General features: G+C 62.3%; 21 protein-coding genes. 14 read left to right on the top strand and 7 right to left on the bottom strand.

Annotation, left to right across the window (positions count from 1 at the left end):
• The first annotated feature begins 20 nt into the window (after nucleotides 1-20).
• Complete coding sequence (locus ACEW8Q_RS01825) at nucleotides 21-1,379, top strand: outer membrane beta-barrel protein (protein WP_373502345.1); 1,359 nt, start codon at nucleotides 21-23, stop codon at nucleotides 1,377-1,379.
• Here the strand turns inward: ACEW8Q_RS01825 and galU are convergent.
• Nucleotides 1,376-2,266, bottom strand: a complete 891-nt coding sequence (gene galU / locus ACEW8Q_RS01820) for a UTP--glucose-1-phosphate uridylyltransferase GalU (protein WP_373502344.1) — start codon at nucleotides 2,264-2,266, stop codon at nucleotides 1,376-1,378. The two genes, ACEW8Q_RS01825 and galU, sit on opposite strands and share 4 nt — an antisense overlap.
• A 118-nt stretch (nucleotides 2,267-2,384) precedes the next feature.
• Between galU and galE the strand changes: the two genes are divergently transcribed.
• From galE to ACEW8Q_RS01805, 3 genes are all read left to right on the top strand, one after another.
• On the top strand, nucleotides 2,385-3,374 hold the full coding sequence (gene galE / locus ACEW8Q_RS01815) for a UDP-glucose 4-epimerase GalE (RefSeq protein WP_373502343.1): 990 nt from the start codon (nucleotides 2,385-2,387) through the stop codon (nucleotides 3,372-3,374).
• Between the two features lie 99 nt (nucleotides 3,375-3,473).
• Entirely contained in the window at nucleotides 3,474-4,676 is a 1,203-nt protein-coding gene (locus ACEW8Q_RS01810; protein ID WP_373502342.1) for a lytic murein transglycosylase, read from the top strand.
• Nucleotides 4,673-5,740: a DUF459 domain-containing protein gene (locus tag ACEW8Q_RS01805; protein ID WP_373502341.1), complete on the top strand. Its 1,068-nt coding sequence runs from the start codon at nucleotides 4,673-4,675 to the stop codon at nucleotides 5,738-5,740. The genes ACEW8Q_RS01810 and ACEW8Q_RS01805 overlap by 4 nt, the downstream gene beginning before the upstream one ends.
• Before the next feature lie 14 nt (nucleotides 5,741-5,754).
• Here ACEW8Q_RS01805 and lgt read toward each other — a convergent pair whose 3' ends face one another.
• Nucleotides 5,755-6,672 carry a prolipoprotein diacylglyceryl transferase gene (gene lgt / locus ACEW8Q_RS01800; protein WP_373502340.1) on the bottom strand — a complete coding sequence of 306 codons (918 nt, stop codon included), beginning with the start codon at nucleotides 6,670-6,672 and terminating at the stop codon, nucleotides 5,755-5,757.
• 145 nt (nucleotides 6,673-6,817) lie between these two features.
• On the opposite strand from lgt, the gene ACEW8Q_RS01795 reads away from it, so the two are divergent.
• Nucleotides 6,818-8,476, top strand: coding sequence for a hypothetical protein (locus tag ACEW8Q_RS01795; RefSeq protein WP_373502339.1), 1,659 nt, complete (start codon nucleotides 6,818-6,820; stop codon nucleotides 8,474-8,476).
• Between the two features lie 130 nt (nucleotides 8,477-8,606).
• On the opposite strand, the gene ACEW8Q_RS01790 is transcribed toward ACEW8Q_RS01795, so the two are convergent.
• Nucleotides 8,607-10,025 carry a glutamate synthase subunit beta gene (locus tag ACEW8Q_RS01790; protein WP_373502338.1) on the bottom strand — a complete coding sequence of 473 codons (1,419 nt, stop codon included), beginning with the start codon at nucleotides 10,023-10,025 and terminating at the stop codon, nucleotides 8,607-8,609.
• A gap of 1 nt (nucleotide 10,026) precedes the next feature.
• Nucleotides 10,027-14,700: a glutamate synthase large subunit gene (gene gltB, locus ACEW8Q_RS01785; protein ID WP_373502337.1), complete on the bottom strand. Its 4,674-nt coding sequence runs from the start codon at nucleotides 14,698-14,700 to the stop codon at nucleotides 10,027-10,029.
• Nucleotides 14,701-15,150: 450 nt separating this feature from the next.
• Between gltB and ACEW8Q_RS01780 the strand changes: the two genes are divergently transcribed.
• On the top strand, nucleotides 15,151-15,723 hold the full coding sequence (locus ACEW8Q_RS01780) for a helix-turn-helix domain-containing protein (RefSeq protein WP_373502336.1): 573 nt from the start codon (nucleotides 15,151-15,153) through the stop codon (nucleotides 15,721-15,723).
• 9 nt (nucleotides 15,724-15,732) lie between these two features.
• Nucleotides 15,733-16,200: a GNAT family N-acetyltransferase gene (locus tag ACEW8Q_RS01775; protein ID WP_373502335.1), complete on the top strand. Its 468-nt coding sequence runs from the start codon at nucleotides 15,733-15,735 to the stop codon at nucleotides 16,198-16,200.
• Here the strand turns inward: ACEW8Q_RS01775 and ACEW8Q_RS01770 are convergent.
• Genes ACEW8Q_RS01770 through ACEW8Q_RS01760 form a run of 3 tightly spaced genes read right to left on the bottom strand, consistent with a single transcriptional unit; the run spans nucleotide 16,187 to nucleotide 17,677 of the window.
• On the bottom strand, nucleotides 16,187-16,984 hold the full coding sequence (locus ACEW8Q_RS01770; protein WP_373502334.1) for a sulfite exporter TauE/SafE family protein: 798 nt from the start codon (nucleotides 16,982-16,984) through the stop codon (nucleotides 16,187-16,189). The genes ACEW8Q_RS01775 and ACEW8Q_RS01770 overlap by 14 nt on opposite strands.
• A 51-nt stretch (nucleotides 16,985-17,035) precedes the next feature.
• Nucleotides 17,036-17,347, bottom strand: coding sequence for a rhodanese-like domain-containing protein (locus tag ACEW8Q_RS01765; RefSeq protein ID WP_373502333.1), 312 nt, complete (start codon nucleotides 17,345-17,347; stop codon nucleotides 17,036-17,038).
• Nucleotides 17,348-17,362: 15 nt separating this feature from the next.
• Entirely contained in the window at nucleotides 17,363-17,677 is a 315-nt protein-coding gene (locus ACEW8Q_RS01760; protein WP_373502332.1) for an ArsR/SmtB family transcription factor, read from the bottom strand.
• 84 nt (nucleotides 17,678-17,761) lie between these two features.
• Here ACEW8Q_RS01760 and ACEW8Q_RS01755 point away from each other — a divergent pair, with 84 nt between their 5' ends.
• From ACEW8Q_RS01755 to ACEW8Q_RS01725, 7 genes are all read left to right on the top strand, one after another.
• Entirely contained in the window at nucleotides 17,762-18,631 is an 870-nt protein-coding gene (locus ACEW8Q_RS01755) for an MBL fold metallo-hydrolase (RefSeq protein WP_373502331.1), read from the top strand.
• Nucleotides 18,632-18,708: 77 nt separating this feature from the next.
• Nucleotides 18,709-19,602 (top strand): DMT family transporter, encoded by an 894-nt coding sequence (locus tag ACEW8Q_RS01750; RefSeq protein WP_373502330.1) that lies wholly within the window; start codon nucleotides 18,709-18,711, stop codon nucleotides 19,600-19,602.
• A gap of 73 nt (nucleotides 19,603-19,675) precedes the next feature.
• Nucleotides 19,676-19,969, top strand: coding sequence for a DUF2282 domain-containing protein (locus tag ACEW8Q_RS01745; protein ID WP_373502329.1), 294 nt, complete (start codon nucleotides 19,676-19,678; stop codon nucleotides 19,967-19,969).
• A 41-nt stretch (nucleotides 19,970-20,010) separates the two neighbouring features.
• Nucleotides 20,011-20,862: a DUF692 domain-containing protein gene (locus ACEW8Q_RS01740; RefSeq protein WP_373502328.1), complete on the top strand. Its 852-nt coding sequence runs from the start codon at nucleotides 20,011-20,013 to the stop codon at nucleotides 20,860-20,862.
• Nucleotides 20,859-21,578, top strand: a complete 720-nt coding sequence (locus ACEW8Q_RS01735) for a DUF2063 domain-containing protein (RefSeq protein WP_373502327.1) — start codon at nucleotides 20,859-20,861, stop codon at nucleotides 21,576-21,578. The genes ACEW8Q_RS01740 and ACEW8Q_RS01735 overlap by 4 nt, the downstream gene beginning before the upstream one ends.
• Nucleotides 21,575-22,009 (top strand): DoxX family protein, encoded by a 435-nt coding sequence (locus ACEW8Q_RS01730; RefSeq protein WP_373502326.1) that lies wholly within the window; start codon nucleotides 21,575-21,577, stop codon nucleotides 22,007-22,009. Before ACEW8Q_RS01735 ends, ACEW8Q_RS01730 begins: the two co-directional genes overlap by 4 nt.
• 56 nt (nucleotides 22,010-22,065) lie before the next feature.
• Entirely contained in the window at nucleotides 22,066-22,764 is a 699-nt protein-coding gene (locus ACEW8Q_RS01725; protein ID WP_373502325.1) for a glutamine amidotransferase, read from the top strand.
• Nucleotides 22,765-22,850 lie beyond the last annotated feature (86 nt).

Raw genomic sequence — 22,850 nt, 5'->3', positions numbered from 1 at the left:
AAGTCCCTAGCCTCTCCGCCGTGGAGTACCGTCCGACGATCGCACGGCGTGGCCTTGCTGCTGCCCTTCTGTCCGCCAGCCTGCTTGCAGGCGGGTCCGGTGCCGCCATGTCGCAATCCACCCTGCCGCTGAAGGGTACGATCAGTTCCGCGGAAGCGGCGGATGAGGCCACGCCGCCCAAACCGGTGCAGGCGCAGCTCTCCGAAACGACGCTGGAGATTGCACCGCCCGAGCCTGTCGAGCCCGGTCCCATCGCGCCGGCCAACAGGACAGCGGCAGACCCTTACGCGCCGCACGGCTTCGGCCACGAGGGCCTCAGGCTCTATGCCTCGCTCAACACGAGCGGGGTCTATTCTGACAACGTGAACCAGACCTCAAACGATCCGGAATCCGATGTGGGGTTGGGCCTCAGGCCGACCTTGCGCCTTGAAAGCAACTGGATCAGGCATTCGCTTACCGCCAATCTTTCCGGCGATTTCGTTTCCTACAGGGACAACCAGAGCGCCAACACGCAAACGCTCGATTCGGATGCGGTCCTGCGGCTCGACATCCGCCGCAATCTCATCGCAAATCTCGAGGCGGGCTACACGATCGACACGCCGTCCAACGAAGACCCGGTCGAGCACACGCTGTCAGCGTCGGCCGGCCTCACGCGTGACTTTGGCCGGTTGCGGGCGTCGCTCGAGGGCGGCGCCGTGCTCCGCCACTACGAGGACAGTGAAACCTCAGGCGGGGCCTCGCAGAGCAACGACGATCTCAATTACGTGCAGCCGAGCGTGCTGCTGCGGACCAGCTATGGCGTGTCCGACCTGCTCAGGCCCTATATCGAACTCGCCTTTACGCCGCGCCACCATACCGACACGCCTGACCGCAACGGCATCGACCGGGATTCGCAAGGCTATGGCGTGTCGGCCGGTGTGGAAATCGCAGCAGGTCCGCTGTGGACAGGCGAACTGGGCCTGACCTACCTGCACCGCAACTACAATGACGGATCGCTCGCGCCTGTCGATGCCGTGGGACTTACGGGGGTCGTCACGTGGAGTCCGACCGAGCTGACAAGCATCGTGTTCGCGGCCTCGACCGCCATCGACGAAACCTCATCCACGGCGGAGGGCGGGCAACCCACATGGATCGCCAGCGTCAACGCCACGCATGACCTGCGCGACAATGTCGAACTGTCGGCGGGAGCATCCGTCGAGATCGACGACCTCGGCACATCCTACGAGAAGACCTATGACGCCAATCTGGGCGTGGCCTGGAAATTCAATCCGAACCTGTCATGGACTGCGGGCTATGATCTCACCTGGCTCGACCAGGGTTCCGCCGGCAACGGCTATGTCGAGCAACGTCTCTCGACGGGCCTCACCGTCACCCGTTAAAGCGGCTTGTCTCCCAGGATTTTCCGGAGCGCATCCCTGAAGCCGGGGCCGACATCGGCGCGCTCGAGTGCGAAGGCGACATTGGCGGCGAGGAAGCCCACCTTGTCGCCGCAGTCATAGGTCGTTCCTTCGTATTTCACACCGTGGAAGGCTTGCCGCGCCATCAGCCGGATCATGGCGTCGGTGATCTGGATTTCACCGCCCGCTCCCGGTTCCTGGCGTTCGATTTCGCCGAAGATCTCGGGCTGCAGGATGTAGCGGCCAGAAATGATGAGGTTCGAGGGCGCATCCTCGCGGCGTTTGGGCTTCTCAACCATTCCATCGATGCTGAAGGCGTTACCCTTCCAGTCCCTGGCGCCGACCACGCCATAGCGGGTCACCTGGTCCCAGGGAACCTCCTCGACGGCCACGACATTGCCGCCGTCTTGGGCTTCGTAGACGTCCATCATCTGCTTCAGGCAACCGGGCTTCGCATGCATCACCATGTCGGGCAGCAGCAGTGCGAACGGCTCGTGGCCGACGAGGTTGCGCGCGCACCATACGGCATGCCCAAGCCCCAGCGGTTCTTGCTGGCGGGTGAAGCTGGTCTGGCCGGCGGCGGGAAGGTCTTGTTCCAGGAGATCGAGTTCGGCCGACTTGCCGCGCCCACGGAGTGTCGCCTCAAGTTCGAACTGCTTGTCGAAATGGTCCTCGATGACGGCCTTGTTGCGCCCGGTGACAAAGACAAAATGCTCGATACCGGCTTCGCGGGCTTCGTCGACGGCGATCTGGATCACCGGGCGGTCGACCACGGTGAGCATTTCCTTCGGCATCGCCTTGGTCGCCGGCAGGAAGCGTGTGCCCAGACCTGCGACGGGGAACACGGCTGTCTTGATGCGGCGGACCATGATTCACCTTTCCTTAACTGCAAACGCGGCTGGCAGCGCGGTTTTAGCCAGCCGTTCCGAATGCAGATGTCATATAATATCAATTCCTACGATTTGTTTCATGCCAGAGGAGAAATGCATGACCATCCTTGTCACAGGCGGTGCCGGATATATCGGCAGCCACATGGTGCTGGCCCTGACCGACATGGGCGAGGATGTGGTGGTGCTCGACAATCTGTCGACCGGCTACTGGTGGGCGGTCTCTCCCAAGGCAAAGCTCGTCGAAGGCGACATTGGCGACGAGGCTCTGCTCGACCGGCTGATGGCGGATCACAGCTTCGATGCGGTGGTGCATTTTGCGGGCTCGATCGTGGTGCCGGACTCCGTGCGTGATCCGCTTGGATATTATCTCAACAACACGGTCAAGTCGCGGATGCTGATGGCCTGCGCGGTGAAGGCCAGCATTCCGCGCTTCATCTTCTCGTCGACCGCCGCCGTTTACGGCAACCCGCTGACGCAACCAGTGTTCGAGGAGACCGCACCCGCTCCCATCTCGCCTTACGGTTCATCGAAGCTGATGACCGAATGGATGCTGAAGGACGCACATGAGGCTTATGGCTTGCAATACATTGCGCTTCGCTATTTCAATGTGGCCGGGAGCGACCCGCAGGGCCGTGTCGGACAGTCCACGCCGCGCGCCACGCATCTGATCAAGGTCGCCTGCCAGACAGCACTTGGCCAGCGCGACGAACTCGAGGTCTTCGGCACCGACTACCCGACCCCCGACGGGACGTGCCTGCGCGACTATATCCATGTCAGCGACCTCATCTCGGCGCATGTCGACGCACTCGCTCATCTTCGCCGTGGCGGCGAGAGCGGCATTTTCAACTGCGGCTATGGCAAGGGCTATTCGGTGCTCGACGTCATCAAGGCCGTGGAGCGTGTCAACGGCGCTGCTCTTCCCGTCAAGTACGGGCCAAGGCGCGAAGGTGACCCGGTGGCCATCGTGGCGGGTGCTGACCGTGTACGCTCCATCCTCGGCTGGACGCCGAAGCACGAAAACCTCGATTTCATCGTCGAGACCGCGCTGACCTGGGAGCGCAAGCTGGCCCAGCGCAACGCCGCCTGATTTTTCGTTGGCCATGCCCGATTGAGGCCGCATTTGGCGGCTGAAACACTTCCCTGTTAGAGTTTTCGGCGATCTCGCTGTCCGATTCGAAGGGAAGCCATGAACCGACGTCATTTTGCCTCGCTGCTTGTCCTCGCGCCGTTCTGCGCCATGCCTGCGCTCGCCGAGACGAAGTTCGAAGCCTTCATCCAGAAGACCCTGTGGCCGCGTGTCAAGGCGGCAGGAATCTCGCGCGAACTGTTCGACCAGGCCTTCGCCGGCATCACCGAGCCCGATCCGCTGGTGCTGAAACTCGCCGGCAACCAGCCGGAATTCACCTCCACCACGTCGGCCTATCTGGCCAAGGCTGTAACCCCCATCCGCATCGAAACCGGCCAGACGAAGAAGGCGGAGGACGCAAAGCTGCTCGCGGCCATCGAGAAGAAGTATGGCGTCGACCGTCATATCCTGCTGGGCATCTGGGGCATGGAGTCGAATTTCGGCAAGGACAAGGGCTCGATGAGCGTGATGCGCTCGCTGGCTACGCTCGCCTATTCGGGCCGCCGCAAGGTTTTCGCCAATCAGCAGCTCATCGCGGCCTTCAAGATCCTGAAGCGTGGCGTGGTGAAGGCGGATAGTTTCACGGGCTCATGGGCAGCCGCCATGGGCCACACCCAGTTCATCCCCACGTCCTATCTCTCTTATGCCGTCGACTGGACCGGTGACGGCACCAAGGACATCTGGAATTCCAAGGAGGACGCTCTCGCCTCCACGGCCAATTATCTCGCCAAGGCGGGCTGGAAGATGGACCGGCCCTGGGGCTGGGAGATCACACTGCCCAAGGGCTTCAACATGTCGCTCGTTGGCCGCTCGAAGTGGCGCACGGTGGCCGCGTGGGAGAAACTCGGCATCGCGCGCGCGGATGGCGCAAAGTTCGGGTCCGCCAATGCCGATGCCTTCGTGATGGTGCCGCAGGGCGTCGCGGGGCCACGCTTCCTCGTCACGCGGAACTTCCTCGCCATCATGGACTATAACATCTCGCATTCCTATGCGCTGGCCGTCGGCCACCTGGGCGACCGTATCCGGGGCATGGGTCCGTTCAAGGCGGCCTGGCCAGATGTCGATTTCGACCTGAGCTTCGAGCAGCGCGTGGAACTCCAGAAGCGGCTCAATGCCATGGGATTCGAAACCGGCGGCACTGACGGCCGCTTCGGCGCCAGGACCTATGAGGCGATCATCGCGTACCAGAAGAGCGCCGGCCTGCCGCTCGACGGCGTTCCCTCTGTGAAACTCCTGCAACACATCAAGAAGAAGAGTGCGTGAGACGGCGTCTTGCCATCGCCCTGAGCTTCGGGCTCGCGTGCGGAAGCGCTGCCGCGCAGACTCCGGTGACGCCGGTCATGGGTTCAGCCGCCGAAGAGACTGCGCCCGTGCCGGCCGGTGAACAGGAGGGGCTCACACATGTCCTCGTGCTGGGCGATGCCATTGGCGGCGGGTTGGGTGCTGGCCTGCTGCGGCTGCTCGAGGCGAATGACGGCTACGAGGTCACCCTTCGCTTCAACGAGGAATCGGGCCTGGCGCGTCCCGAGGTCTATGACTGGCCGGCCACGCTGCCAAAGATCCTTGCCAGCGGGTCCTATGACGTGATCGTCGTGATGCTGGGCACCAACGACCGCCAGATGGTCCGCACCGGCAATGAGCGCCACGCCTTCAATTCGCCAAGCTGGATCGCGGCCTACAATGCCCAGATGGACAAGCTTCTGGATGAGCTCGCAGCCTCCGGGGCCAAGGTGTACTGGGTCGAGCTGCCGCCCATGCAGGACCCTGAGTATGATGTCGCGATGCAGGTGATCGCGGCGTTGCAGCGCGCGCGCGTGGAAGCCCGTGGCATGACCTATCTCGGCATCCGCCGCGACCTGAGTGCGGCCGATGGCTCCTACACCGATACCGGCCCCGATGAGACGGGAGAGGTGAAGCGGCTTCGCGGCAAGGATGGCATTTCCTTCTTCAAGGCGGGCAACAACCGCATGGGTCAACTCGTGCTGGCGGCCATCGAGAGTGCCGGCGCCGAACCGCCGGTGAAGACCGCGAAGGCCGAAGTTCCGGACCTGCGCCCGCAACGCGAGGAACCGAATGCGCGTGACGTGCCGCTCTTCGGGCAGTCGCTTATGCTGGGCGATACCTTCACCATCAGGCCCGACGACGTGACCGCCGATGCCGTGCTGATGGCAACCGCCGACCTCGCGCCCGACGATGCACTGAACGCCATCCGCGCCATGGCGCCCGAGGGGAGCCCGGCAGCGCTGCTGTTCAAGCTGGGGCAGGTGAGCCCGGCGCCCAAGGGCAGGGCCGATGATTTCTCGGTTCCACCGCCAGCCTCGGAATAGCCGGAGTTCCCGCGTCAGGGGGCGGGCTGTTCCGCCGCCGCGCCACGCTTGAGGACAATGTATTCGGTCGTCCAGCTCGTGGGGATCGACAGTGGAAACAGCACCAGCAGCAGAATGAGCAGCGCGCCCAGCACCGGTACGGGCGAGCTGGCGGCTGGCCTTGTCTCGACCGTTCCTGCATTCCGCCTGAGGCAGACGGCCAGGATCAGGACGCCGAAAACGGCCATGCCGATGTTGAACCATTGCCCCGGCCCGAGGCCGCCGAGTGCGGACTCGTAGTCGCGGAACTGGTCGACCAGAAAGCGCAGGCTGCCATATCCGATGAGGAAGACTGCGGTGGCGACGCCGCGGCCTGCCGGCCAGCGCCTGAGCACGGCCATGAGGAGCGGCACCAGCATGAGATTCTTGGCGCCGTCATAGAGCGAGACGGGATGGCGGAAGCCCTCGACGTCGGGGAGCTTCACGCCCCAGGGCATGGTGGTCACCGTGCCGATCACGCCGCCCTCGATGAAATTGCCGATGCGGCCCACGCCGAAGATGAAGGCGGCAGCGACGGTGAGAATGTCGAGCAGCTTGAGGAGTGGCGTCCGGGTCCAGAGTGATGCCACCACCGCCGCAAGCGCTGAACCCGCCAGCAGCCCGTGGCTCGCCATGCCGCCGACCCAGAGCTTCGCGATCTGGTCGGGATGGAGGCGGTACCACTCCCATTCATAGACGATGACGTCGAAGATGCGCCCGCCCGCGAGAATCAGGACCACGAAGACGATGGAGAGATTGACGACTTGTGCCGGCGACCAGCCGAGGACGCTCCGCTTCCACCACAGCCAGAGCACCATGAAGGCGAAGCCAAAGGTGTAGGCAAAGCCGTACCAGTAAACATTGAACCCCGCGATGCTGAACATCACGGGGTCGATGTGGTGGACATAACCCATGGGGTGCTCCCTTTGGGGGCATTTCTGCTCCACGGTAGACTAGGCGCATTGATTGAAATCAACATTACCGCGGCAGGGTGCTGGGGCCTTGCGCAAGTGACCTAACGTCGCCAAGTTGGACGAATGGCGCGGAGTTGACTGCACGGTGGAAATACTTGATCACGACGAGATTGAAAACTGGCTGAAAACGCAGCCACGGGATACTGCAAATGTTATCGCGGCCCGAGCAGCCCTGCGTGTACTGCCCGTGTTGCAGCAGCTTAGTCGTGAGGGTAGTTATCCGGCCTCCGACCTTAAAGTAACAGTGATGTTGTCCATTTTTCGTGCGATGGGGCTGCCTTTGGTGTTGGGCAAATATCCATCCAAGGCCAGCCAGTTGCGTGCCGCCGCCCGCTCTTCGTTCTCTGCTAACTTCAATGTATCGAACCACCTTCGCAGACACTTTCATCCCTACGTCATTTCTGCGGTTTCCGCCGCTCATGACGCCACTGCCTTCGTTGCCCACGAGGATTTTTTCGATGCCGCTCAAGCTGTTCTCAATGCAGCCGATGCCAGCGGGGCGGTTGCGACAGAGTTTACTGCCGATCGTGGCATTCTCCAGCGCGGCGCGGGAGCAACCGATCTTGCTGGACAACCGCTTTGGCGCAACGGTACGCCACAGGACCTGTTGAGGAAGTGGCGCGATGCAAAGAATGAGTTATTGCGAAGTGGCAAGGATTGGGGCGTTTGGACTCGGTGGTACGACGCCGTTCTGGCCGGAGAGCCGACGCCCGGTGGCGAAGAACTGGACATTTATCGCGTAATTCTCGACAGCGAGGTCGACTGGAAGAAAGGCCCGGCCCACGTCAACGCGTTGATCCGCAAGAAGGAAGAGGAAATTGCGGGGCGCAGTTCGATAAGCGCAGAACCTCGGGACCTCATTCAATATCCAGCCAGTTTTGTTTTCGATTTCTCCGCAGGACAACTCACGGCAAAGCCTGTGACCGCGAGTGACGCGTTTCTCGCTGATGCAGATGGCATGCGGGAAGACTTGGTCCGGAAGCTGAGGGAGGCTGCCAACAGGCTCACGCGGACACAATGCGTCCCCCGATTTGTCGATACATTCTTGGCTGCTGCCCAATTGCTTTCGTCGTCCTCAGTCAAGGACCTGCGTGCAGGAAAGGTACTCTCGTGTTTTCGTTCTGTGGAGGCGGATGCCGTGGCAATCTCGTCACCAGAGGGGCGCGCCGAGTTTTCTCATGATGTCATTGCCGTCATTGACGACGCCTACCAGAGCTTCCAGGACTTCAGGGCCCAGTTGCCCAATGTCGTTGCTCTGGAGACTAATCGCATTGCGCTGCAACTGGCCGAAGGTGATGCTGTTGCCGTCAACGAGGAAGTCGAAAACCTCATCAGGGCGGTAGCTGGAAATGACATCGTATCCGATGCAGCAGAAGAGGCGTTGGCGGATGGACGTGACGAGTTCAATCGCTTTCAGTCCATCATAGAAGAAACAGACAACACCAGTGCGATTGCGGCAGCCAAGAAGGAACAAGCAAGTGCTGTGGCGCAGCGGTCAATGACCGTGCGCAATTTTGTCGTGCGGCCACTCAGGTTTGTCGCGGACAATGCTGCAGCGGGTATTGGTCAAGGCATTCAGAAATCGGCCGAAGCTGCGACCGTCGCGGGCATTTCATTGCTGATGACTCAGATTGCCGGACCGATTGCGGGAATCGCGACGTATATCGCCAGCTTCCGCCCCCTCGCAAAGAAAGCAGATGAAGTCGGCCAGCGCAAAGAACCTGATGATATGACGGAGACATGAGAAAACCGCCATAGTGCCCCGAAGGCGCAATGGGTAAGCTTCTTGCTTCATCTGTCCCTTGATGGTTCCAAGAAAAGATATGCCCGGAACAAGTCCGGGCATGACGGAATTATGTGATGGCAGATCTGCCTCAGCGCGGCAGGGTGGACTCGCCCATCAGGTATTCATCAACGGCGCGGGCGGCCTGGCGGCCTTCGCGGATGGCCCAGACGACGAGCGACTGGCCGCGGCGCATGTCGCCAGCAGAGAAGATTTTTTCCGCATTGGTCTTGTAGTTCATCACGTTGGCATTGACGTTGCCGCGGCCATCGAGGTTGATGCCCAGTGACTTCAGCATGCCGTCGTGTACCGGATGCACAAAGCCCATGGCGAGCAGCACGAGATCGGCTTTCAGCTCGAACTCGCTTCCCGGAATCTCCTTCATGGCGGCATCGACCTTGACGCAGTGAAGCTTCTTCACTTCGCCGTTCTCGCCCGAGAAGGACTTGGTCAGCACCGAGAAATCGCGCTCGGCGCCTTCCATGTGAGAAGACGAGGTGCGCATCTTCAGGGGCCAGTTTGGCCAAGTGAGGAGCTTGTTTTCCTTTTCGGGCGGCTGCGGCATGACTTCGAGCTGCGTCACCGAAAGCGCGCCCTGGCGATTCGACGTGCCGATGCAATCCGAGCCCGTATCGCCGCCGCCGATGACGACGACGTGCTTGGCCGTAGCGAGGATCGGGTGGTTGTCGAGCGGCGGTTCCTTCGACACACGGCGGTTCTGCTGCGGTAGGAATTCCATGGCGAAGTGAACGCCAGCCAATTCACGGCCCGGAACAGGAAGGTCGCGCGGCTTTTCTGAGCCACCCGTCAGGAGCACGGCGTCGAAGCTGTCGACGATCTGTTGCGCATCCTGGGTGACGCCAATGTGGGTGCCATAGTGAAAGGTGACGCCCTCGGCTTCCATCTGCGCCACGCGGCGGTCGATGAGGTGCTTCTCCATCTTGAAGTCCGGAATGCCATAGCGCAGCAGGCCGCCGGCCCGGGCATTTCTCTCGAAGAGATGAACGTTGTGACCGGCCCGCGCGAGTTGCTGGGCCGCCGCGAGGCCCGCCGGACCGCCACCGATGATGGCGATCTTCTTGCCGGTCTTCTCGCGATAGCTTTCGGGCTTGATCCAGCCGTTTTCCCACGCCTTGTCGACGATGGCGCATTCGATGGTCTTGATGGTGACCGGAGCATCCTCGAGGTTCAGCGTGCAGGATGCCTCGCAAGGTGCCGGGCACACACGCCCCGTGAACTCGGGGAAGTTGTTGGTCGAGTGAAGATTGCGCGAGGCCTCTTCCCAGTCGCCCAGATAGACGAGGTCGTTCCAGTCGGGGATCTGGTTGTTGACCGGACAGCCGTTGTGACAGAAGGGAATGCCGCAGTTCATGCAGCGCGCCGCCTGGTTCTTCACGCCCTCTTCGGAGAGCGGAATGACGAATTCATTGTAGTTGCGGATGCGGTCGGCAGCAGGCGCGTACTTGCGGTCCTGCCTGTCGATCTCGAGGAAGCCAGTCACCTTTCCCATCTTATGCGCTCCTCTTGACGCCAATCGTAAGGCCATCGCTCGTGGCCTGTGCCTTTTCCAGTTCCTGCAATGCGCGGGCATATTCGACCGGCATCACCTTCACGAATTTCGGAAGGAACTCCGCCCAGTTGTCGAGGATCGTCTTCGCCCGCGACGATCCGGTGTACTTCACGTGACGGCAGAGGAGTTCCCATACGCGCTCGGCATCCTTGCGGTCCATCTGCGAGGTGACGTCCACGAGGCCATGGCTCTGCAGGTCGCCTGCGCTGTGCATGATCTTCTCGAAGGTCGCCTCCTCCGCCGGAACCGGCTGGAGATCGACCATCGCGAGATTGCAGCGCTTGGCGAAGTCGCCCGCTTCATCCAGCACATAGGCAATGCCGCCCGACATGCCCGCCGCGAAGTTGCGGCCCGTGTCGCCGATCACCAAAACAACGCCGCCGGTCATGTATTCGCAGCCGTGGTCGCCCACACCCTCGACGACGGCGACGGCGCCGGAATTGCGCACGGCGAAACGCTCGCCCGCGACGCCACGCAGATAGCATTCACCCGTGATGGCGCCATAGAGAACCGTGTTGCCTGCAATGATCGACTTCTCCGGCACGAAGCCGATCCTGTCATGCGGGCGGACGATGAGCTTGCCGCCCGACAGTCCCTTGCCGACATAGTCGTTGGCCTCGCCGGTGAGTTCCAGCGTGACGCCCGCTGCAGCCCAGGCACCGAAGCTCTGCCCTGCGATGCCGGTGAACTTCACCTTGATCGTGTCCTCGGGCAGGCCCTTGTGGCCATAGCGCTTGGCGACCTCGCCCGAAAGCATGGCGCCCGCCGTGCGGTCATAGTTATGGATGTCGGACACGATCTCGACGGGCTTGCCGCTTTCGAGCGCGGGCTGCGCCTCGGCGATCAGCTTGCGGTCGAGAATCTTGTCGATGCCATGGTCCTGCACCGTGACCTTCTTGGTGGCGATGGGGCCGACGACATCGGGTTTCGCGAAGATCTTCGAGAAGTCGAGGCCACGCGCCTTCCAATGCGCAATCGCGGTGGCCTGGTCGAGCCATGCCGTCTCGCCGATCAGCTCGTTGTAGCTCTTGATGCCCATCGAGGCCATCAGTTCGCGGAGTTCTTCTGCGACGAAGAAGAAGAAGTTGATGACATGTTCCGGCTGGCCCTTGAAGCGCTTGCGAAGCTCCGGGTCCTGCGTGGCGACGCCCACGGGGCAGGTGTTCAGATGGCACTTGCGCATCATGATGCAGCCTGCGGCGATCAGCGGTGCCGTGGCGAAGCCGATCTCGTCAGCACCCAGAAGTGCAGCGATCATCACATCGCGGCCGGTGCGGATGCCGCCATCGGCCTGCACCGCGATGCGGCCGCGCAGGTCGTTGGCGACGAGCGTCTGCTGGGTTTCGGCCAGGCCGATTTCCCACGGCAAGCCCGCATGCTTGATGGATGTCAGCGGGGAAGCGCCGGTGCCGCCCTCGTAGCCCGAGATCGTCACATGATCGGCATGCGCCTTGGAGACGCCCGCGGCGACTGTGCCGACGCCGACTTCCGAGACGAGCTTGACCGAGACCTGGCCTGCGGGGTTGACGTTCTTCAGGTCGAAGATGAGCTGTGCCAAGTCTTCGATCGAATAGATGTCGTGATGCGGCGGCGGCGAAATCAGGCCCACGCCCGGCGTCGAGTGGCGCACCCTGGCGATGGTGGCATCGACCTTGTGGCCGGGCAATTGTCCGCCTTCGCCGGGCTTGGCGCCCTGCGCCATCTTGATCTGCATCATGTCGGAGTTGACGAGATATTCAGTGGTCACCCCGAAACGGCCCGACGCCACCTGCTTGATGGCGGAGCGCATCGAGTCGCCATTGGGCAGCGGCTTGTAGCGGTCGGCTTCCTCGCCACCCTCACCGGTGTTCGACTTGCCGCCGATGCGGTTCATGGCGATGGCGAGCGTCGTGTGCGCCTCGCGGCTGATCGAGCCGTAGGACATGGCGCCGGTGGAGAAGCGCTTGACAATTGCCGCGGCCGGCTCGACCTCGGAGATGTCGATGGGCTTCCGCCCCATCTCTTCCGCCGTCCGGATGCGGAACAGGCCGCGCATGGTCTTCAGCCGCTCCGACTGCTCGTTCACGTGCTTGGCGAAAGCCAGGTACTTGTCCTTGGCATTGCCGCGCACCGCGTGCTGGAGGTTGGAGATGGTATCCGAGTTCCACACATGCGCCTCGCCGCGGATGCGCTGGGCATAGTCGCCGCCGATGTCGAGCGCTGCGCGGAACACGGGGTTTTCGCCGAACGCGTTCTCATGGCGCCGGAAGGCTTCTTCCGCGATTTCAAGAAGGCCCACGCCTTCGATCTGCGTGGCGGTACCGGTGAAATACTTCTTCACGAAATCGGTGGAGAGGCCGACAGCGTCGAAAATCTGCGCGCCGCAATAGGACTGGTAGGTCGAGATGCCCATCTTGGACATGACCTTCAGCAGGCCCTTGTCGACCGCCTTGATGTAGCGCTTGACCGCTTCGTAGGCGGTGATCTTCTCTTCGAGGGTGGGGAGCATGTCTTCCAGCGTCTCGAAGGCGAGATAGGGATTGACGGCTTCCGCGCCATAGCCAGCGAGCGCTGCGAACTGATGCACCTCGCGGGCCTCGCCCGTCTCCACGACGAGACCAACGGAGGTGCGAAGGCCCTTGCGTATCAGGTGATGGTGCGTGGCGGACGTCGCCAGCAGAGCCGGGATCGGCACGCGCTCGGCCGAGACCGCGCGATCCGACAGGATGATGATGTTGAAGCCGTCCTTCACCGCGCGCTCGGCCATGGCGCATACGGCATCGAGCGCCGCTTCCATGTAGTCATGGCCGTTCGCCACATCATAGGTGATGTCGATGGTGGCGGTGCGGAACGGATTGTCGGCAACGGCTCCGATGGTGCGGATGCGCTCCAGATCATCGTTCGTCAGAATGGGCTGCGAGACTTCCAGCCGCATGTGGGTCGACGTGCCCTTGAGATCGAGCAGGTTCGGGCGGGGGCCAATGAAGGACACCAGCGACATGACCAGTTCCTCGCGGATCGGGTCGATCGGGGGGTTCGTCACCTGCGCGAAGTTCTGCTTGAAATAGGTGTCGAGCATCTTGGGGCGGTCCGACAGCGCCGAGATCGGCGCGTCGTTGCCCATCGAGCCGACGGCCTCCTGGCCGGTCTGGGCCATCGGCGCCATAAGGACCTTCAGGTCCTCCTGTGTGTAGCCAAAAGCCTGCTGGCGGTCGAGCAGGGCCACAGTCGAGCGGGCGCGCTTGGTCTTCGCCGTGGGCAAGTCCTTCAGCACGACCTGGGTGCGCTTCAGCCAGTCCTTGTAGGGATGTGCCGTCGAGAGCTGCTTCTTCAGCTCCTCATCCGAGATGATGCGCTTCTGCTCAAGATCGATGAGCAGCATCTTGCCGGGCTGCAGGCGCCACTTGTGGGTGATGTGTTCTTCGGCGAACTGCAAGCAGCCCATTTCGGAGGCGAGCAGGATGTGACCGTCATCGCTCGTCATGTAGCGCGAGGGCCTGAGGCCGTTGCGGTCGAGAGTGGCGCCGATCAGCTTGCCGTCGGTGAAGACCATGGCGGCGGGGCCGTCCCACGGTTCCATCAAGGCCGCATGATATTCGTAGAAGGCGCGGCGGTCTTCGTCCATGAGCGGGTTGCCGGCCCAGGCTTCGGGGATCAGCATCATCATCGCATGGGGAAGCGAGTAGCCGCCCATGGTGAGGAATTCGAGCGCGTTGTCGAAACACGCCGTGTCGGACTGGCCTTCATAGGAGATCGGCCACAGCTTGGAGAGGTCTTCTCCCAGCATGTCGGACTTCATGTTGGCCTGACGCGCCGCCATCCAGTTGTAGTTGCCGCGCACCGTGTTGATCTCGCCGTTGTGGCAAACGAAGCGATAGGGGTGCGAGAGCGGCCACGAGGGGAACGTGTTGGTCGAGAAGCGCTGGTGGACCATGGCGAAGGCCGAGTCCATGCGCGGGTCTTCAAGGTCCTTGTAATAGGAGCCTAAGTCCTTGCCGAGCACGAGGCCCTTGTAGACCACGGTGCGGGCCGAGACCGATACAGGATAATACGTCCGGGCATTGGCACCCAGCACTTCGAGTACGCGGTTCGATACCACCTTGCGGCAGACGAACAGCTTCCGCTCGAAATGGGCTTCGTCGCGGATCGTGGGCCCGCGTCCAATGAACACCTGGCGATGGAAGGGCTCGGTGCCCTTCACCGAATAGCCCAGCACGGCGCTATCGACCGGCACGTCGCGCCAGCCAAGAATCTTGAGGCCCTCTTCACGCGCGGTTTCCCACCAGATGCGCTCGACGTCCTGACGGTAAATGGGCTCGCGCGGCATGAAGAGCTGGCCAACGCCATAGTGCTGCGGGCCCGGCAGCTCGAAGCCGAGGCGCATGGCCTCTCCGCCGAAGAAGCCATGGGGGATCTGGATCATGATGCCGGCACCGTCGCCCGCCTTCGGGTCGGCGCCCACGGCACCGCGGTGTTCGAGGTTCTTCAGGATGGACAGGCCATCCGCCACCATGCGGTGGCTTTTTGCATTGTGGATGTTGGCGATGAGGCCGATGCCGCAGGCATCGTGTTCGTTGCGCGGGTCATAGAGACCATGCGCTTGCGGAAGTCCTTCTGGCCGGTATTGGATGTTCATGGCCATCTCCTTCAATCTTCCTCAGCCCATCTTAAACCCATCAGGCTCGTCATTGAACCTGCAGGCGTCGTTCAAGTCCTCTGTTGCGCAGGCGTCGATCTTGGCTGGGGATGGAGCCTCTGGGTGGCTTCCGGACCCGTCCGGGCGATCAAACTCCTGGGCACTTCGTTTGCCCTGAGCCTGGCCCTTACTTGCGTTTGCGGAGCGCAGCTCGTGGCATGCATGCGGCGTCAACGGCCGGTTTGGCCGTCGTATTCAGGGTCTGTGTGGTCGTATTCCGGAGCATCCGGTTCCACTTGCCTTGATTAACACCGCGAAAGGACAGTAGCACTGTCCTAAATCTGTATGCCAGATTGAGGGGCGCCGCGCAAGGAAGGAATCAGTTCGCTCAAAAATACGCAATAAAATTGCGCCATTGACTTATCTCATAAACGAGATATTTTCCCGAATATGGAACAGACCGATCTCTTCAATGAAAGCATCGACCGCCGCATTGCGCAACGGATCAAATCGCTGCGCACCGAGCGGCAATGGCCGCTGGAAGAACTTTCGGGACGGAGCGGGGTCAGCCGGGCCAGCCTGTCGCGGATCGAGAACGGCGAGGTCAGTCCAACGGCCAGCGTGCTGGGCAAGATCTGCGGCGCCTTCGGCCTAACCCTGTCGCGGCTCATGGTTCTGGTGGAGGAGGGCTTTCCGCCGCTGTTGACGCGTGACGGGCAAGTGGTCTGGACGGACCCGGAGACGGGTTTCCTCCGCCGCGCCGTGTCGCCGCCGGGGCCGGGCCTTTCCGGCGAAGTGATCGACTGCACGCTGAAAGCGGGAACCCGCATCGCCTATGACCGCCCGCCGCGGCCCGGCCTCGAACATCATCTCGTGATGATCGAGGGCGCGCTGGCGCTGACCATCGACGGCATCCGCCATCGGCTATCACCGGGTGACTGCCTGCGCTACCGGCTGCATGGGGCAAGCCTCTTCGAAACGCCCGGCAACAGCGGGGCCCGCTATTTCCTGTTCATGGTGTGAAGCATCATCATGCTGTGCATCATTCCCGGCGACTTCGATGATCCGCGCGTGGTGGCGCTGCTGGAACACCATCATCGCACTATGCATGCGCAGACGCCCAAGGGCAGCGCGCACGCGCTCGACCTCAAGGGATTGCGCAACCCCTCGATCCGGTTCTGGACCGTGTGGGAAGATGACATGCTGGCCGGGATGGGCGCGCTGAAAGCGCTCGACCGATTTCATGGCGAAGTGAAATCCATGCGCACCGTCGAGGGCTTTCAAAGGAAGGGCATTGCCGGCAGCATGCTTCGCCATATCATCGGCGAGGCGAAGTCTTCCGGCATAACGCGGCTCAGTCTCGAGACGGGCTCTTTCGCGCTCTTCGTCCCAGCCGTCGCGCTCTATCGCAAGCACGGCTTTGTGGCTAGCGGACCTTTTGGCGATTACCGGCCCGATCCGAACAGCGTGTTCCTCATGCTCGATCTTATGCGGCGATGAGCGGCGAAAGCCCTTTCCACACCACGTAGGCTCCGATGAGTATGACGAAGACCGCGAAGATCATCGATAGCGTGCCCTTGGATTTCCCAAGCCTATGCCCCGCGAAGGTGCCGATGATGCCGCCCAGCACTCCGCCGCCGATGAACAGCCCCGCGATGCGCCAGTCGACAAGACCCGACAGCGCATAGTTCGAGGCGGTGGTGGCGCCGAAGACAGTGACGGCGACGAGCGAGGTGCCGATGGCATAGGCGATGGGCATGCCCGTCGCCAGCATCAGTCCCGGTACGATGAGGAAGCCGCCGCCAATGCCGAAGAAGCCCGACAGTGCCCCGACGCTGAAGCCGATGAGCAGCAAGAGCGGCAGCAGTTCCCGGGCGTTGCCGACGTTGAGGCGGATGCCGGGATTGCCCTCCGCGTCCTTCCGCAGGAGCATCACGACTCCGACCACCACCATGAGCGCGCCGAAAAGCGCCATCAGGTGCTGGCCCGGAACTTTCATCGCGACGGACGATCCTGCCCATGCGCCCGCAACGCCGGCCAGCGAAAAGGTGACGGCACAGGGCCATTTCACCATGCCCTTGCGCGCGTGGTTCACGAGGTTCGAGGCCGCGCTGAGCGAGACCGCGATGGCACTCGTGCCGATCGCCAGATGCGGGCTGCCGATGCCGACCACATAGAGCAGCAGCGGCACGGCAATGATCGATCCGCCGCCGCCCACAAGCCCCAGCACGAAGCCCACGAGCGAACCCGAGATGATGGAGAGAAAGTCTTGCAACTCAAGCATGGCCAATCAATCGCCGAAAGGGCCGGTCGATACGGCCGTTGAGACTGGCGGTCAGCCCCGCTTCACGGGAAGGCCCGCGTTCTTCCAGGCCTCGATGCCGCCATCAAGAATATAGGCCTCGGCGTCGGCGCAATTGGCCAGCGCGTGGGCATTCATGCGGGTGCGTGCACCCGACTTGCAATGGAAAACGATGACCGGCGCATCGCCGACTGTCGCTCCGGCTCCCAGCCGCGACAAGGGCGCATTGCGCGCACCGGGAATGTTCTCGGCGGCATATTCATTTGTCTCGCGAATATCGATGAGGAGGGCGCCGTCATCGACAAGGCGCTTGGCTTCGGCGGCAGTGATGTGCTTCAGCGGCATGATACAGTCCTTCGATCAGCAGAAGATGGTTTTCAGGGTTGCGAGGATGTCCTTCACCCGCGGGTCGGAGACGCGATAGAACAGCGACTGCGCCTCGCGGCGGAAGTCCACCATCTTCTCCTCGCGCATCCGGGCGAGGTGCTGTGAAAGCGCTGATTGGCTCAAGCCGACTTCGGCGGACAGGGCCATGACGCCCATTTCGCCATGTTCAAGCAGCTTGCACAGGATCATCAGGCGTTTCTCATTGGCGAGCGCCTTCAGCATGGTGGTTGCCTCGGCAGCATTCGCTTCGAAGCCAGCCATTGAAGGGTCAATTGCCAGAACCGTCATGGTATCCTCGCTTTTGTCTCTTGCTAATTTAGATTATTCTAATATATAGTCAAGCAGATTTCGCAAGCGAGGGAGAACCCGGACATGCCGCAGCCCATCATCCATGCCTTTTTTGACGAACCCACCAATACCGTGAGCTATCTGGTGGCGGACCCGGTGACGAAGCAGGCCGCCGTCGTCGATCCGGTGCTGGACTATGACCACAAGTCCGGCAAGGCCAACGCGCGTTCGGCCGACGCGATCATGGCGAGGGCAAAGCAGGAAGGCTTCACCATCGGCCTGGTGCTCGAGACGCATGTTCACGCCGATCATCTTTCGGGTGCTCCCTATATCAAGCTGAAGACCGGGGCCAAGGTCGCCATCGGCGAGCGCATCCGCGAGGTGCAGAAAATCTTCCGGCCTGTGTTCAACGCGACCGACGTCTCGGGAGACGGCTCGGAGTTCGATATCCTGTTCAAGGATGGCGACCGGTTCGAGATCGGCCAGCTTGCCGGCGAGGTCATTGCCACGCCCGGCCATACGCCGGCCTGCGTCTCCTACAAGATCGAGGACGCGGTTTTCGTAGGCGATACGCTGTTCATGCCGGACTACGGCACGGCGCGCGCCGACTTTCCCGGCGGCGATGCCCGGATTCTTTACCGCTCGATCCGCAAGCTCATGGCGCTGCCGCGGCAGACTCGGCTTTTCATGTGCCACGACTATCTGCCCAAGGAAGGCCGCACGCATTTTGCCTGGGAAACGACGGTCGGCGAAGAGTTCGATCGCAACATCCATGTGCATGAGGGTGTGAGCGAGGACGAGTTCGTGAAGATGCGGACTTCGCGCGATGCGACATTGTCCGCGCCGACGCTGCTGCTGCCGTCGATCCAGGTCAACATGCGCGCAGGAAAGCTTCCGCCGGCGGATGTCAATGGGGTCCATTACCTGCGTGTGCCGATCACCCTTGCGCCCTGAGCGGGGCTCGTTTGCGATTCGACCGTCTTGCGGCTAGGGAAAGCCTTTGACTCTCTCTCCCGCCAAGCAGGACAAGAATGGCCATCTCGAACAATCTGCGCGGCATCGGCGCGATCATCGTCGCTACGGGCGCCTTCGTCGCGAATGACAGCTGCATGAAGCTGGCGCTGGAGGATGCGCCGCCGTTCCAGGTCCTCATCATGCGCGGTGTCGCAGCCTGCCTCTGGTGCCTGCCCGTGCTGTTTCTTTTCGGCCTGGGGCGGGACCTGCCGAAGGCCTTCCATCCTTGGGTGGTGCTGCGCTCGCTGAGCGAGGTCTTCGCCATCCTGAGCTTCATCCTCGCGCTGGGCCAGATGCCCATCGCGGATGTAACGGCCATCGCCCAGATCGCTCCCTTCATCGTGCTGCTTGGCATGTGGCTGTTCTTTGGCGAGAAGGTCGGCGGCCTGCGGATGGCGCTGGTGGGACTGGGCATCACCGGGGCCCTGCTGGTGGCCCAGCCGGCGGGGGACTCGGCCTCACCCTTCGCCATCTTCGGCTTCTTCACCGCCGTGGGCGCGGCTGGCCGCGACATTCTCTCGCGCAAGGTTCCAGAGGGAACGCCAGCCCTCATCGTCACCTTCTCGACGCTGCTGATCGTGATGCTCTCGGCGATCGTGTGTTCGCTGCTGTTCGAAACCCAGGTGGCACCCACATGGCGGCATGGCGGACTGATGGCGATTGCCGGCTTCTTCCTCATGTGCGGCCATGCCTTCGTGTTCATGGCCTATCGCCTGGCTCCAGCCCGGGTGGTGGCGCCCTTCAACTACTCCTTCATGCTCTGGGCAGGGCTCTCGGGTTATCTTATCTTTAACGAGACCCCGAACACGCTCGCGATTGCCGGGATGGCGCTCATCATGCTGGCGGGCCTGGCGGTGGTCATGCTCGAAGGGCGAACACGGCAAGGTGATCCGGCTGCGATCAAGACTTGACGTGCACGTGATTTCCAATTGAACGTCTTTTAGGCGACAGTGCAAAAACTGGAAACAACGGACGAAAATTTCCATGACCACCACCACCCGCCGCAACACGCTGCTCGCCATCGCAGGCGCCCTGACCGCAGCCGTTGCCACCACGGCGCTGCAGGTTCCCGCCCAGGCCGCCGACATGGAGAAGTGCTACGGCGTCTCGCTGAAGGGCCAGAACGATTGCAAGGCCGGCGAGGGCACGAGCTGTGCCGGATCCTCGACCATTGACTACCAGGGCAATGCCTGGAAGCTGGTTCCGAAGGGCACCTGCGTCTCGATGGAGACCCCGCTCGGACCGGGCTCGCTCGAACCCATCGAACGCCCGGCCTGATGCTTGACCGGGGCACGGCCGCAACCGTGCCCCGTTTTCCCATGACCGCTTCACGCACCATACCGCCCCGCACCGGCCTTGGCCTCAAGGCCGAGCATTATCGCGACATCCTGGCGGCAAAGCCTACGCTCGGATTCTTTGAAATCCATGCCGAGAACTACATGGGCGGGGGCGGTCCGCCGCACAGGTACCTCACCGCAATCCGCGATCTCTATCCGCTCTCCCTCCATGGCGTGGGTCTTTCGATCGGCGGGCATGCCCCGCTCGACAAGAGCCATCTGGCAAGGCTAAAGGCCCTGAACGACCGCTATCGTCCCGGCCTGTTCTCGGAGCATCTGGCCTGGTCTACCCATGACTCCGGATATCTGAGCGACCTGCTGCCAATCCCTTACACGGACGAGGCTTTGCAGCGCGTCTGCGATCACATCGATGAGACACAATCCGCCGTCGGCCGCCAGATGCTGCTGGAGAATCCGTCAAGCTATCTGAGCTTTGAGGAGAGCACCTGGTCCGAAGCCGCATTCATCGCGGAAATCGCGAAGCGTACCGGATGCGGGCTGCTGCTCGACGTCAACAATGTCTTCGTGTCGGCGCGCAACCTGAAAACCATCCCGCTCGACTATATCGAGGCCTATCCCCTGGCTCACGTGCAGCAGATTCACCTGGCCGGCCATGAGGTGACATTGGACCAGATGGGCGAAGAGCTTCTGATCGATGCCCACGGTTCCGAGGTCACGGACCCGGTGTGGGGCCTCTATGCCGAGGTGATCGCCCGAACCGGTCCCCTGCCGACCCTCATCGAGCGCGATGCCAATGTTCCGCCGCTGGCCGCACTTCTGGCGGAAGCCCGCCGCGCCGACGCCATTCTCACCCTTGGCGCCGAGGCTGCATGATGCAGGAACACCAGTTTCAAAGGGCCATTGGCGATTGGTCATGTCCGTTGCCGCACCCGCGCATGCGCGTCTACCGCAACAATGTCGCCGCCGCATTGGTCTCGGCGCTGCAGGTGCGCTACCCGGTCACCGCGCAGCTTGTCGGCGAGGAATTCTTCTTCGGCATGGCGAGCCGATTTGCCGAGGCCACGCGGCCGCAGTCTCCGGTGCTGATCGAATATGGCGCCACGTTTGCGGATTTCATACGAGGGTTCGCGCCCGCCTCAAGCGTTCCGTATCTGGGCGATGTGGCCGAACTCGAAAGCCTGTGGTGGCAAGCCTATCACGCCCCGGAGGCACAGCCGCTGGCAGCCTCCGCCTATGCCGGGATGGCGCCCGACGTGCTGGGCGAGCTTCGCCTCAACCTTCATCCGTCCGCCGGGCTTCTGGCCTCGCGCCATGCGGTGGCTTCGATCTGGGAGGCTCACCATGGCGGAGCCGCCATGGGCACGTTCGCGCTGGACCAGCCGCAGCATGTTCTGGTGTCGAGACCCGCCGCGGAAATCGGCATTCGCACCGTCTCGCCTGAAACCTTCGCCTTCCTCATGGCGCTGAAACGGGGCGACAGCCTTGCCGACGCCGTGGAAGCCGCTGCCACGCTATGCCCCGATCTCGACATTTCCGCCCAGATTGGCGGTGCCTTCTCACTCGGTCTCATCACAGGTTTTTCCGCATGACACGCCTTATCGACGCGCTGCTTAATCTTCTGGCCAAGATACCGCATTCAATCATCGGCCTTATCGGGCGGCTCTCCATCGGGCTGGTGTTCTGGAATTCCGGGCGCACCAAGGTCGATGGCTGGAACATCTTTCATGTCAACGACAAGACGCTGTTCCTCTTTCAGAATGAGTACAAGGTTCCCCTGCTGCCGCCAGAACTTGCGGCATTGAGCGCCCAGGTGGCTGAGCATGTTCTTCCGGTGCTGCTCTTCGTGGGGCTTGCCACGCGGTTCTCGGCGCTGGGCCTTCTGATCATGACGCTGGTGATAGAGATCTTCGTCTACCCCGGCGCCTACGTGCTGCACGGAACCTGGGCCGCGGTTCTCCTGATGCTCATCAAGTATGGGCCGGGAAAACTCTCTCTGGATCATCTGATCTATCGGCGCTGAGGTATCGACGCCGCCGCCCAAATCATGGCAGAAGGTCCGCTGACGGATCATCTGCCATGACGCAAGACATTCTCATCGTTCTTCATTCCGAGTCCTCGACGCCAGGCCGCATCGGCCACATGCTGGCGGCGCGTGGCCACCGTCTGGACATCCGCAGGCCCTGCCTCGGTGACCCGCTTCCTCCGACCATGGCAAACCATGCGGGCGCCGTCATCTTCGGCGGGCCGATGAGCGCCAATGACAGTGACGACTGGATCTCCCGCGAGATCGACTGGATCGGCGTGCCGCTGAAAGAGGACAAGCCTTTCCTCGGCGTCTGCCTTGGCGCGCAGATGCTGTCAAAGCATCTGGGCGGCAGCGTGGGCCCTCATGCCGATGGGCTGGTCGAGATCGGTTACTATCCTCTGCGTCCGACGGAGCACGGGCAGGGGCTCGGACTAGGGCCGTGGCCCGAGCATGTCTATCACTGGCACCGCGAGGGCCTGAGCCTGCCATCGGGCACGGTTCATCTGGCAACCGGGGATACCTTCGAGAACCAGGCATTCCGCTATAGCGGCAAGGCCTATGGCATCCAGTTCCATCCGGAGGTGACGCGGCTCACCATGCACCGCTGGGCCGTGCTGGGGGCACATCGCTTCGTGATGCCCAATGCCCAGCATGCAAGAGCCCACCTGGACGCAAACCTCGTCCACGATGGGCCCGTGAAGAACTGGCTCACGCGATTCCTCGACCACTGGCTTTCGCCCGCGGCCTGATTGCGTCAGGCAACGGCGCGCTGGCACTCCGGCGGCAAAGGCCACGATCTCGATCCAGTAGCGGCCGACCGTCTTCACGATCTCGA

The organism is Aestuariivirga sp. (assembly GCF_041738905.1).
In the GTDB taxonomy this organism is placed as follows: domain Bacteria; phylum Pseudomonadota; class Alphaproteobacteria; order Rhizobiales; family Aestuariivirgaceae; genus Aestuariivirga.
The sequence above is the reverse complement of the archived record's forward strand: the minus strand, read 5'-3'. Positions and strand labels throughout refer to the sequence as shown.